The sequence below is a fragment of the Paenibacillus taichungensis genome (genome assembly GCF_003287275.1).
Lineage (GTDB): Bacteria > Bacillota > Bacilli > Paenibacillales > Paenibacillaceae > Paenibacillus > Paenibacillus taichungensis_A.
Genome location: NZ_QEVW01000011.1, coordinates 36916 through 49162 on the forward strand (window position 1 = coordinate 36916; position 12247 = coordinate 49162).

11 protein-coding genes and 1 tRNA gene are annotated in these 12247 nt (G+C 45.3%); 10 read left to right on the forward strand and 2 right to left on the reverse strand.

The window, feature by feature from the left end; translation table 11 throughout:
- Nucleotides 1–154 precede the first annotated feature (154 nt).
- The 3 genes from DC345_RS17945 (at nucleotide 155) to DC345_RS17955 (ending at nucleotide 2790) form a co-directional block, all read left to right on the forward strand.
- Nucleotides 155–424: an HPr family phosphocarrier protein gene (locus tag DC345_RS17945; protein WP_017691248.1), complete on the forward strand. Its 270-nt coding sequence runs from the start codon at nucleotides 155–157 to the stop codon at nucleotides 422–424.
- A 147-nt stretch (nucleotides 425–571) separates the two neighbouring features.
- On the forward strand, nucleotides 572–1327 hold the full coding sequence (locus DC345_RS17950) for an SIMPL domain-containing protein (protein ID WP_113054225.1): 756 nt from the start codon (nucleotides 572–574) through the stop codon (nucleotides 1325–1327).
- A 365-nt stretch (nucleotides 1328–1692) separates the two neighbouring features.
- Nucleotides 1693–2790: a stalk domain-containing protein gene (locus DC345_RS17955; RefSeq protein ID WP_181586634.1), complete on the forward strand. Its 1098-nt coding sequence runs from the start codon at nucleotides 1693–1695 to the stop codon at nucleotides 2788–2790.
- Nucleotides 2791–2998: 208 nt separating this feature from the next.
- Here the strand turns inward: DC345_RS17955 and clpP are convergent, their stop codons facing one another.
- On the reverse strand, nucleotides 2999–3595 hold the full coding sequence (gene clpP, locus DC345_RS17960) for an ATP-dependent Clp endopeptidase proteolytic subunit ClpP (RefSeq protein ID WP_072735760.1): 597 nt from the start codon (nucleotides 3593–3595) through the stop codon (nucleotides 2999–3001).
- Between the two features lie 179 nt (nucleotides 3596–3774).
- Nucleotides 3775–3849: transfer RNA gene (locus DC345_RS17965), tRNA-Arg, on the reverse strand.
- Nucleotides 3850–4332: 483 nt separating this feature from the next.
- Between DC345_RS17965 and DC345_RS17970 the strand changes: the two genes are divergently transcribed.
- The 7 genes from DC345_RS17970 to secG all read left to right on the forward strand — a co-directional run bounded on the left by DC345_RS17970 (nucleotide 4333) and on the right by secG (nucleotide 12115).
- A complete protein-coding gene (locus tag DC345_RS17970; protein WP_076291987.1) occupies nucleotides 4333–5358 on the forward strand; it encodes a sugar-binding transcriptional regulator in 1026 nt (341 codons plus the stop codon).
- A 107-nt stretch (nucleotides 5359–5465) separates the two neighbouring features.
- Complete coding sequence (gap, locus tag DC345_RS17975) at nucleotides 5466–6473, forward strand: type I glyceraldehyde-3-phosphate dehydrogenase (protein ID WP_056695277.1); 1008 nt, start codon at nucleotides 5466–5468, stop codon at nucleotides 6471–6473.
- Nucleotides 6474–6622: 149 nt separating this feature from the next.
- The gene (locus DC345_RS17980) at nucleotides 6623–7804 is read left to right on the forward strand and encodes a phosphoglycerate kinase (RefSeq protein WP_113054227.1); all 1182 of its coding nucleotides are present in this window, start codon (nucleotides 6623–6625) and stop codon (nucleotides 7802–7804) included.
- Between the two features lie 33 nt (nucleotides 7805–7837).
- On the forward strand, nucleotides 7838–8590 hold the full coding sequence (gene tpiA / locus DC345_RS17985; RefSeq protein WP_063566490.1) for a triose-phosphate isomerase: 753 nt from the start codon (nucleotides 7838–7840) through the stop codon (nucleotides 8588–8590).
- Nucleotides 8590–10134: a 2,3-bisphosphoglycerate-independent phosphoglycerate mutase gene (gpmI, locus tag DC345_RS17990; RefSeq protein ID WP_113054228.1), complete on the forward strand. Its 1545-nt coding sequence runs from the start codon at nucleotides 8590–8592 to the stop codon at nucleotides 10132–10134. Before tpiA ends, gpmI begins: the two co-directional genes overlap by 1 nt.
- A gap of 242 nt (nucleotides 10135–10376) precedes the next feature.
- On the forward strand, nucleotides 10377–11663 hold the full coding sequence (gene eno, locus DC345_RS17995) for a phosphopyruvate hydratase (RefSeq protein ID WP_076291983.1): 1287 nt from the start codon (nucleotides 10377–10379) through the stop codon (nucleotides 11661–11663).
- Between the two features lie 218 nt (nucleotides 11664–11881).
- Entirely contained in the window at nucleotides 11882–12115 is a 234-nt protein-coding gene (secG, locus tag DC345_RS18000; protein WP_024629498.1) for a preprotein translocase subunit SecG, read from the forward strand.
- Nucleotides 12116–12247 lie beyond the last annotated feature (132 nt).

Consider the following 12247-nt stretch of genomic DNA (forward strand, 5'->3'; position numbering starts at 1 on the left):
TGAGGTGATGTAAAAAGGCTAAAATGGGTCATAATAATGACATCCAATCACCCTGAGTTTTTTCTTCTAGTGTCCTGCTCTGGTTATATGGTATAATGTTATAAATATAATTGTGTATTTAATGTCCAGATTTCATAATAGGGGGTAAGTTTCCATGACAAAGCACCCGGTAGTTGTCCGTTTGAAAACGGGTCTCCATGCCAGACCTGCGGCACTGTTCGTTCAAGAAGCGAATAAGTACTCATCTGAAGTGTTCGTCGAGAAGGACGACAAAAAAGTAAATGCAAAAAGTATCATGGGGATCATGAGCCTTGCAATCAGTACTGGTACGGAAATCCAGATTAGTGCAGAAGGCGCGGACGCCGAACAGGCTGTAAACGCTTTAGTTAGTCTGGTAAGCAAGGAAGAGCTTGAGAACCAATAAGATATGATTTGAACCCAATGAAGAAGTCCCGAAAGGGGCTTTTTTGCGTTTTTAGACTGTCAAGTGCAACATTCTGGAATTAAGCCCGTCTGTTAGGTATCAAATCGATTTGAGTTTGAGATGTTAAAACTTAAGGAGGCTAACGTAATGGGTAAACTATGGATGAAACCGCTGGGCGCGGTGATGGTTGCAGGGACATTGCTTGTTGGAGGTACTGCGTGGGTGGCACCTAGTAATTATGCGTATGCTGCTGAGGTACAGGGGGTACAGCAAAACGTGATTAACGTTGTGGGTACAGGTGAGATTCAGGTGAAGCCTGACATCGCTTATCTTTCCATTGGAGTGAACAGTACGGCAGATACGGCAGCTTCTGCTCAAAAAGCGAATGCAGCTAAAATTCAAAAGGTTAGCAATCTGCTGAAAAATACGTGGAAAATCAGTGCAGATGATATTCAAACCAGCCAGTTCTACGTACAGCCTAACTACACGTATAGTGAAAAAGACGGACAGAAGATCAAAGGGTACACAGCTCATCACACATTGACTGTAACGTACCGGGAGATGGATAAGATTGGTGAACTCCTGGATGCTGCATCCCAAGCTGGTGCCAACAATATTGAAAATGTTCGTTTTACGGTAGAAAAACCGGAAAGCTTTGAAGCTCAAGTAATTGAGAAAGCTGTTGCCAATGCGGATGTAAAAGCTGGAGCTATTGCAAAAGCGGTTAAACGTCAATTGGGTGCTGTTCTATCCGTAAGCCAAGGTGATGCCAATGTACCTGTGTTCTATGCAAGTGAGGCTCTGATGTCCAAAGCGTCAGCTGATTCTGCTGGTAGCACAGAAATTGAAACAGGACAGGTTAAAGTAAGCACAACGCTGAATATTACTTATGAAATGAAATAAGCGAAGTAAATAAAGGCTGGATGTCCGTTAAAGATATGCTTGAGCGGGCGAAAGGCAATAATGACAAAGACGTTGTCCGATGGACAGCGTCTTTTTTGTTATAAAGGCGGACTTTGATGAAGTTTGAAAAGAAGAGATGAAATATGACGAATTAAATTGCTGTTTTTTGGTATCTTTTTTGTCCATTTGTTCGTAACAAAACCTTCATTATAGGCATCTGGATCGAACAACATTGTAACTGGAGCTGTAAACCTTTCCGGAATTGGGTTAATTATAATAAAGAGGTGAGCGTATGAGGCATACGATCAAATCAGGATACATACGCAATGACACTCAAATTTGAATTCAAGAGAGGAGTTTTATATATGACATCATGGAAAAAATGGACAAGTGCACTACTGGCGGCTGGAATTATTGTGGGGAGCGGGGCTGTATGGCAGGATAGTTCCGTACAGGCAGCTTCGGTATCGACAAAAGTGACAACACCTACAGAGGTAACTCTGAAATCAGGAGGTAAAACACTTACTCAAAAAGGACTCCTTCAAAGTGGATCTACTTGGGTATCGCTTACCGCAGTGAAAGATGTTGCAGGTGGAAGCTTGAAATATGATGCGAAAGCTAAGGAGTACTCCTTAACGGCAGCTAATAATACAATGACCATCAGCATGATCGATGGGGCACCGAGTGTTAGAGTTAATAACTACTATCCGCAAGTGGAAGCAAAACTGATCAATGGCCGTTTGTACATTCCGTTTTCTGCAATGAGAGATTATTTGGGAGTTCAGGGCAACTGGGATGGAAAAGCCAAGACACTAACGCTGAGCAAAGTGAAGCAAAATAGCGTGACAGTCAAAGCGGCAACAGTAAAAGTCAGCATCAAGAACGCTGAAGTGGATATTCAATATCCTCAGGTGAGCGGACTGGCAAACGATAAGGCAGAAGCAGCTATCAACAAGGTGCTGAAAGATGAAGTTGATGTTTTTGTAGCAGATTTCAAAAAACAAACCAAGGAATTTGGCGACGCGGCAGCGAACCGTCCATATGCATTTGAGAGCACTTATGTGGTGACGTACAACGAAAATGGTGTGTTGGGTCTGGTTACTCAACGTTATGAGGACTATGCTGGTGCACATGGTATGACGACTCGTTCAGGACACACCTTTGCCCTGGATTCCGGTAAGGAACTGAGTCTGGATGATGTGATTCAAAATAACAAAACCGTGCGTGAGACAGTAAGCAAAAAAGTGGGAGATCAGCTTAAAGCTCGTGGTGGCTACCTTGAAGGCTACAAAGGCCTGAATAAAGATCAGGACTTCTATGTAACACCAACAGGTGTAGTTGTATTCTTCCAGTTGTATGAGTACACAGCTTATGCGGAAGGCTTCCCGGAATTCCCGTTCACGTACAAAGAGTTGCTGCCTAAAGGCACAGCGCCATTTAGTGGCTTAACAGCCAACAAGTAAAGTATGTGTTGGGCTTATTGCTAGCGTAATGATATGAAAGTTAAGTGAATCGATTGAATTTGTATCATGCAATCTTAAATTATCCTCAAAAAAAGGACGCCCACGTCATATTGACGAGAGCGTCCTTTTTTCATATGGCCAACTCAACTGGCGTTGCCGTTTGAGTTGGCTATATGGTATATCCGTTTAATTGGTGATTCGCCTCGGCTTAGATGCCTTGGGAACCTACGTTTTCGATGACTTTATCGATGATACCGTAATCAGCAGCTTCAGCAGCACTCATAAAGTAGTCACGATCTGTGTCTTTCTCGATACGCTCCAGCGGTTGGCCTGAGCGCTCAGCGATGATACGGTTCAAGGTATCACGCATTTTCAGGATGCGGCGGGCACGAATTTCGATGTCCGAAGCCTGACCTTGCGCACCACCAAGTGGTTGGTGAATCATAATTTCGCTGTTAGGCAATGCAAAACGTTTACCTTTGGCACCTGCGTTCAACAGGAATGCACCCATGGAAGCTGCCATACCGACACAGATGGTAGATACATCCGGTTTGATGAATTGCATTGTATCGTAAATTGCCATACCGGCTGTAATGGATCCGCCTGGGCTATTGATGTATAAGTGAATGTCTTTCTCCGGATCTTCCGCAGCTAGGAACAACATCTGTGCCATGATGGCATTCGCCACAACGTCATTTACATCACTGCCAAGGAAGATGATGCGATCCTTCAGCAATCTGGAATAGATGTCATAGGCGCGCTCACCGCGGTTGCTCTGTTCAACGACCATTGGAATATAACTCACGTGAAAAACCTCCTCGGAAATGTAAATGTTAAATTGGTGTTTATATATAAACTGTTACCGTATTACCCACATCATAAACAATTTCAAACAAAAAGTCAAAGAAAGTCAAACTAAGTTTGAAAAAAAAGAAACCTATTCGGTTTCATTGGTTAAAAGGGTTATGAGCTGCTAATTAAGAATGGCGCGCCCGCCAAGAATCGAACTTGGATCTCAGGCTTCGGAGGCCTACGTCATATCCATTGGACCACGGGCGCACATTGATTATTGCTGTAAACATAGTTGCATAAAAGCAGTTTTGAAATAGAAGTTTCAAATATGTGACAGCAATAATGATTATAGCTCATGAATAATTGAATTGCAAGCAGATGTTCGCCGTGTTGGTTTGGAATACGCTGAAGATGATCATGATGAAGATAAGTGGATAAAGAACGCAAATAAGTAAATGCTAAAAGAGGTTTTGGACTTGCCATATGAAAAACGACAGTAAGCAATATATAGATGTGATTTTCACTTTGCTTCTATATATGGTATGGAACAGATTGTTCTCGATCATGGGAGATTGACATTGTGAAAATAGGCGCGTACAAACGCCTGAAATGTGTCGAAATAACGATTCGAAACACTTGCATGTCGCGTCAGTTTTAGGTAGAATAGACGTGGGACTTAAAAAGTTAACCCGGGACGTTTTAGGGCCATGAAAGAAAGCTTGGAACGAGAAGCTTGCGGGAGTGGAAAGCATGCGAACGATTTTAGAAGTGCAAAAGCAGCTTCTGCCTGATCTCATGGATGTCTTGAAGAAGAGGTATACGATTCTGCGCCAGATCATGTTATCGGATGTGATCGGACGAAGAACGTTAGCTAATTCCATGCAGATGACCGAGCGGGTTCTGAGGGCTGAGACCGATTTGTTAAAGGCTCAGGGACTTATTGAAATTGACAGTGCAGGCATGAAGATCAGTGAGGCAGGGCATGAATTGCTGCAGCAGTTGGAACCCGTCGCCAAAGAGCTGTTTGGATTATCCGAACTGGAAGAACGCATCAAGCAAGCCTACGGTCTGCAAAAGGTAGTTGTGGTTCCCGGCGATTCGGACATTTCTCCATTTGCCAAACGGGAACTGGGCAGAGCCGGAGCGAAGGCTCTGGGTAATATTATGAGTGATAACGATGTTGTCGCCGTAACTGGCGGTTCAACAACGGCTGAAGTCGCAGAGCAACTGACTCCACCAACATCGCTAAAAGGTGTCTGGTTCGTACCGGCACGCGGTGGGCTGGGAGAAAGTCTCGAAATTCAGGCCAATACGATTGCATCCACGATGGCAAAACGGGTAGGGGCTCAATACAAACTCCTGCATGTACCGGATTTGCTTAGTGATCATGCCTATGAATCATTAATCCAGGACCCGAGTGTTCAGGAGATTCTGCAGCTGATCCGAAAATCGCGAATCGTCATTCATGGAATCGGTGATGCCGTAGAGATGGCACGGCGCCGCAAACTTGCGACAGAGATCATAGATGAACTTCAGGAGCAAGGGGCCGTATCGGAATCCTTCGGTTATTACTTTAATGATCAGGGTGAGGTGGTACATACCATGCTTACGCTGGGCATGCGACTCCAGGATATTGAACGAACCGATGTCGTGATTGGGATTGCAGGTGGCAAGAGCAAGGCTGCTGCCATACACTCTGTTCTGAGATTTGGTCAGGAAGATATTCTGATTATTGATGAGGCTGCTGCTGAAGTCATCGTCGCCGAAATGGAATAAGGTTTTATTTTGCACCACAACCATTGTTGTCTTGACGGACTTCACCGTCTGTCTTGAATATATAAGCTTCATAAAAAAATCAATCAAAACTTGGGAGGAACTTACTCATGATTAAAGTAGGTATTAACGGTTTTGGACGTATTGGTCGTTTGGCATTCCGCCGTATTCAAAATGTAGAGGGCATTGAAGTTGTAGCAATCAACGACTTGACTGATGCTAAAATGCTGGCTCATTTGCTCAAATATGATACAACTCAAGGTCGCTTCGATGGCGATGTTGAAGTACACGATGGCTTCTTCAAAGTGAACGGCAAAGAAGTTAAAGTATTGGCTAACCGTAACCCAGAAGAACTTCCTTGGGGCGACCTGGGCGTAGATATCGTTCTGGAATGTACTGGTTTCTTCACAACTAAAGAAGCAGCTGAGAAACACTTGAAAGGTGGAGCTAAGAAAGTTGTTATCTCCGCACCTGCTACTGGCGACATGAAAACCATCGTTTACAACGTAAACCATGAAATCCTCGACGGTACTGAAACTGTAATTTCCGGCGCATCTTGCACAACAAACTGCCTGGCACCTATGGCAAAAACACTGCAAGACAAATTCGGAATCGTTCAAGGTTTGATGACTACAATTCACGCTTACACTGGCGACCAAAACACATTGGATGCTCCACACCCTAAAGGTGACTTCCGTCGTGCTCGCGCAGCAGCTGAAAACATCATCCCTAACACAACTGGTGCTGCTAAAGCAATCGGTTTGGTTATTCCAGAACTGCAAGGTAAACTCGACGGTGCAGCTCAACGTGTACCAGTAGCTACTGGTTCCCTGACTGAGCTCGTAACTGTATTGGGTAAAAAAGTTACTGCTGAAGAAGTTAACGCAGTAATGAAAGAAGCTTCCGATCCACAAACTTTCGGATACACAGAAGACGAAATCGTATCTTCCGATATCCAAGGAATCACTTTCGGTTCCCTGTTTGATGCAACTCAAACTAAAGTTCTGACTGTTGGCGACCAACAATTGGTTAAAACTGTAGCTTGGTATGACAATGAAATGTCCTACACTGCTCAACTGGTTCGCACTTTGGAGCACTTTGCAAAAATGATCAAGTAATATCTGCAATAACATAGAGCGGAAACAGATGCTATTGTTTCCGCTCTTTATATATCAACATTTTGCAAATTTCTCAAAAACACCAGGATTGACAAGGGATTTGGGCCCTTGATTGGTCCACCAAATACATGGGTGCGGAGGAAATACAGATGAACAAAAAAAGTGTACGTGATATCGAATTGACAGGAAAACGGGCATTTGTGCGTGTAGATTTTAACGTGCCGCTCGAAGATGGTAAAATTACAGATGACAAACGTATTCGTGCCACGCTTCCTACGATCAATTACTTGATCGAAAAAGGCGCTAAAGTTATTTTGGCAAGCCACATGGGTCGTCCAAAAGGCGAAGTGGTTGAATCCATGCGTTTGACTCCAGCTGCTGAGCGTTTGTCCGAATTGCTCGGTAAAAAAGTCGTTAAAGCGGATGATTGCGTTGGCGAAACAGTAAAAGCTCAAATCGCTGAACTGAACAATGGCGACGTATTGTTGCTTGAGAACGTTCGTTTCCACGCAGGCGAAGAGAAAAACGATCCAGAACTCGCAAAACAATTTGCTGAGCTGGCTGACGTATTCGTTAACGATGCATTCGGAGCAGCTCACAGAGCACACGCTTCAACAGAAGGTATCGCTCACTTGTTGCCAGCAGTATCCGGTCTGTTGATGGAGAAAGAACTTGAAGTGTTGGGCAAAGCAATCTCCAACCCTGAGCGTCCTTTCACAGCAATCATCGGTGGTTCCAAAGTTAAAGACAAAATCGATGTGATCGACAATCTGTTGAACATTGCAGACAACGTAATCATCGGTGGCGGTCTTTCCTACACATTCATGAAGGCTCAAGGTTATGAAGTAGGTCAATCCCTGCTGGATGAGTCCAAACTGGATGTAGCTCTGGGCTTCATTGAAAAAGCGAAAAAACTGGGTAAAAACTTCTATCTGCCAGTTGATATCGTTATCTCCGACGACTTCAGTGCGAACGCAAACACGAAGATTGTTGAAGTTGGCGACATTCCTGCAGATTGGGAAGGCATCGACATCGGTCCTAAAACACGTGAGATCTATGCTGACGTTGTTAAAAACTCCAAACTCGTTGTATGGAACGGACCAATGGGCGTATTCGAAATCGAGCCTTTCTCCCACGGTACTCGTGCAGTAGCGGAAGCTTGCGCTGAGACATCTGCATACACCATCATTGGTGGCGGTGACTCCGCAGCAGCAGCTGAGAAGTTCAAATTGGCTGACAAAATGGACCACATCTCTACAGGTGGCGGTGCATCGCTCGAGTTCATGGAAGGCAAAGTGCTTCCTGGCGTAGTTGCATTGAACGACAAGTAAGCTTTAAGCTATAGCATGAAGGAGTTGAAAACCATGAGAACACCGATTATCGCAGGTAACTGGAAAATGTTCAAAACGGTTTCCGAATCCAATGACTTCATTCAGGAAGTTAAAGGAAAAGCGGAAGTTGAAGGCGTAGAGACTGTTATTTGCGCACCGTTTACGAATCTGCCATCTCTGGTAGAAGCCGTTAAAGGCACAAACATCAAAATTGGTGCACAAAATCTTCATTTTGAAGACAACGGTGCATTCACAGGTGAAATCAGCGGCGTGATGCTGAAAGACCTGGGTGTGGATTACGTCATTATTGGTCACTCGGAGCGCCGTCAATATTTTGCGGAAACCGATGAGACTGTCAATAAAAAGTTGCACGCAGCATTCCGTCACGGATTGACTCCAATCTTCTGCCTTGGTGAGACGCTTGAAGAGCGCGAAGCTGATCAAACGAAAGACGTGTGCAAAGTGCAAACGGAAGCTGCTTTTGCAGGTCTGTCCGCGGATCAGGCAGCACAAGTAGTTATCGCTTATGAGCCAATCTGGGCGATTGGTACAGGCAAATCCTCCACTTCCCAAGATGCGAATGAAGTTATTGCTTACATTCGTACGCTGGTGAAGGATCTGTACGACCAAAAGGTAGCAGATGCAGTTCGTATTCAATACGGCGGCAGTGTTAAGCCTGAGAACGTAACAGAATACCTCGGACAAAGCGACATCGACGGCGCGCTTGTTGGCGGTGCCAGCTTGCAGCCGGCTTCGTTCATCGCGCTTGTTGAGGGGGCGAAGTAATGACAGCTCCAAAACCTGTAGCGCTGATCATTATGGACGGCTTTGGTCTTCGTAACACGGAGGAAGGCAACGCGGTAGCGCAAGCCAAAAAACCGAACTATGACCGTTTTATGAGCCAATTTCCACACACAACTCTCACTGCTTGCGGTGAAGCTGTAGGTTTGCCTGAAGGGCAAATGGGGAACTCCGAGGTAGGTCACCTGAACATTGGTGCCGGCCGGATCGTATACCAGGATTTGACTCGTATCTCCAAATCGATTCGTGACGGTGAGTTTTTCGATAACGAAACACTCGTTAAAGCTGTTCGCGAAGCGAAGCAAAGCGGTAAAAAGCTCCACTTGTATGGTTTGTTGTCCGATGGCGGCGTACATAGTCACATCGACCACTTGTTCGCTATGCTGGATCTCGCCAAAAAAGAAGAAATGAATGACGTATACATTCATGCCTTCATGGATGGCCGTGATGTTATGCCAGACAGCGGTAAAGAGTTCATGCAGAAGCTGATTGCCAAAATCGAGGAAGTCGGTGTAGGACAAATCGCAACGGTTCAAGGTCGCTACTATGCGATGGACCGTGACAAACGTTGGGAACGTGTTGAGAAATCATATCGTGCCATCGTTTATGGTGATGGACCAAAATACACTGATCCACTTAAAGCGGTTGAAGAATCGTATGAAAAATCCGTATTTGACGAATTCGTTGAACCAACGGTTATCGTTAAAGCGGATGGCCAGCCGGTAGGTTTGGTGGAGAGCGGCGATTCCGTCATTTTCCTCAACTTCCGTCCTGACCGTGCGATCCAACTGTCGCAAGTATTCACGAACCAGGATTTCCGTGGTTTCGACCGTGGTCCGAAGTTCCCTGTGGGCTTGCACTTTGTGTGTCTGACCTTGTTCAGCGAGACCGTTGAAGGTTATGTGGCGTACTCGCCTAAAAACCTCGACAACACGCTGGGTGAAGTCTTGGTACAAAACAACAAGAAACAATTGCGTATTGCAGAAACCGAGAAATACCCGCACGTAACCTTCTTCTTCAGCGGCGGCCGTGATGTTGAGCTTCCAGGCGAAACACGTGTGCTGATCAACTCACCAAAAGTTGCAACGTACGACTTGCAACCAGAGATGAGCGCGTATGAAGTAGCTGACGCATGTGTTCGCGAGATTGAAGCTGACAAACATGATGCCATCATTCTGAACTTTGCTAACCCTGATATGGTTGGACACTCCGGCATGCTGGAGCCGACGATTAAGGCAGTAGAAGTAACAGACGAATGCATGGGCCGTGTTGTGGATGCAGTTCTTGCTAAAGGCGGCGTTGTGCTGATTACTGCGGATCATGGTAACGCGGATATGGTGTTCGATGAGCAAGGACGTCCGTTCACGGCTCACACAACGAACCCGGTTCCATTCATCGTTACAGATGCGAACGTTACCCTGCGTGAAGGCGGAATCCTCGCGGATATCGCTCCAACGATTCTTGACTTGATGCAATTGCCTAAACCGGAAGAAATGACAGGTACATCTGTCATCGCTACCCGTAAATAAGTTGCTTAGCCACAATATATGAAATTGGGAAGTTTGGCGTTTACCCCTGAACGAAGGCAGCAGAAATAGTCTGAAGAAGCGAAGCGTTCGCCTTTATCACATGATTTCAACTTATGACGATAAGTTCAAAGAAATCAGGGGATAACAGAGATCGAAAGACGATTCTGCTAACGTAGTGGAAAAGGGAAAACACAAGTGGTCCTAATTTTTAATAAATTTAAATTTAAAGGAGATTATCACTCATGACTATTATTTCTGACGTGTACGCTCGCGAAGTCCTCGACTCCCGCGGTAACCCTACAGTTGAAGTTGAAGTATACCTGGAGTCCGGCGCAATCGGACGCGCTATCGTTCCTTCCGGTGCATCCACTGGTGCCCATGAAGCTGTTGAGCTTCGCGATGGCGACAAATCCCGTTACCTGGGTAAAGGCGTTCTGCAAGCTGTTAAAAACGTAAACGAAACAATCGCTCCAGAAGTAATCGGTATGGATGCATTGGATCAACTGGGTATCGACAAATTGATGATTACTTTGGATGGTACGCCAAACAAAGGTAAACTGGGTGCTAACGCAATCCTGGCTGTATCCATGGCTGTAGCTCGCGCAGCTGCTGACGCTCTGGACCTGCCATTGTATGTTTACCTGGGCGGATTCAACGCTAAAGCACTGCCAGTACCAATGATGAACATCATCAACGGTGGTGAGCACGCTGACAACAACATCGATGTTCAAGAGTTCATGGTTCTTCCAGTTGGAGCTCCAAGCTTCAAAGAAGCTCTTCGTGTAGGTGCGGAAATCTTCCACAACCTGAAATCCGTATTGAGCTCCAAAGGTCTGAACACAGCTGTAGGTGACGAAGGTGGTTTCGCACCGAACCTTGGTTCTAACGAAGAAGCAATCACTACAATCATCGAAGCAATTGAAAAAGCAGGTTACAAACCAGGCGTTGACGTATTCCTGGGTATGGACGTTGCTTCCACTGAGTTCTACAAAGATGGTAAGTACACACTTGCTGGCGAAGGTAAATCTTACACTTCCGCTGAGTATGTTGACCTTCTGGCTTCATGGGTTGAGAAATACCCAATCATCACAATCGAAGACGGTATGTCCGAAGATGACTGGGATGGTTGGAAATTGCTCACAGAAAAATTGGGAGACAAAGTACAACTCGTTGGTGATGACCTGTTCGTAACGAACACAGAGCGTCTGGGTAGAGGTATCGAAGAAGGTATCGGTAACTCCATCCTGATCAAAGTTAACCAAATCGGTACATTGACTGAAACATTCGATGCAATCGAAATGGCTAAACGTGCAGGATACACTGCTGTAATCTCCCACCGTTCCGGTGAGTCCGAAGACAGCACAATCGCTGATATCGCTGTTGCAACAAACGCGGGTCAAATCAAAACGGGTGCTCCTTCCCGTACAGACCGTATCGCGAAGTACAACCAATTGCTCCGCATCGAGGATCAACTGGGTGAACTGGCTCAATACAATGGTCTCAAAGGTTTCTACAACCTCAAAAAATAAGTTGTCTTACGACAACTCACGGGCAAGCCGGGTAACCGGCTTGTCTTTTTTATTAAGTTGATTTTTAATTGCTCGAGATTAAAAAGGTTGAAAATGTTGGCGGTATCTCAGTAATTGAGGAAATGCCACTACTTGTATCACGTTAATAGCTGTGTTACAATTAAAATAACTGTTTTTATGGTGAGATGTTATGCCCACATGGGTAGGAGGTGGAAAGAATGGATATTGCTTTGAAATTGCTGCTCGTGGTGTTTTCGATCGGTCTAATCACTGTAGTATTGCTGCAGCACGGGAAAAGCGCTGGTTTGGCGGGTGCCATCTCCGGTGGTGCGGAACATCTTTTCGGTAAAACGAAAGCGCGCGGACTGGATCTTTTCTTGCAACGTGCAACAGTTGTACTGGGTGCAGGATTCTTCATTTTGTCTATCATCGTTACGGTTGTCTCCAAGTAAGAGCTGGAGTGCCTGATGTAACGCGATAGTTTCGAGCAATGAACGCTTGAATGATTAACCTTCGTTTCGAGAAGAAACGGAGGTTTTTTAATAAATTCATCCATGACCAGTCTTTTCCAATGAACCACATGA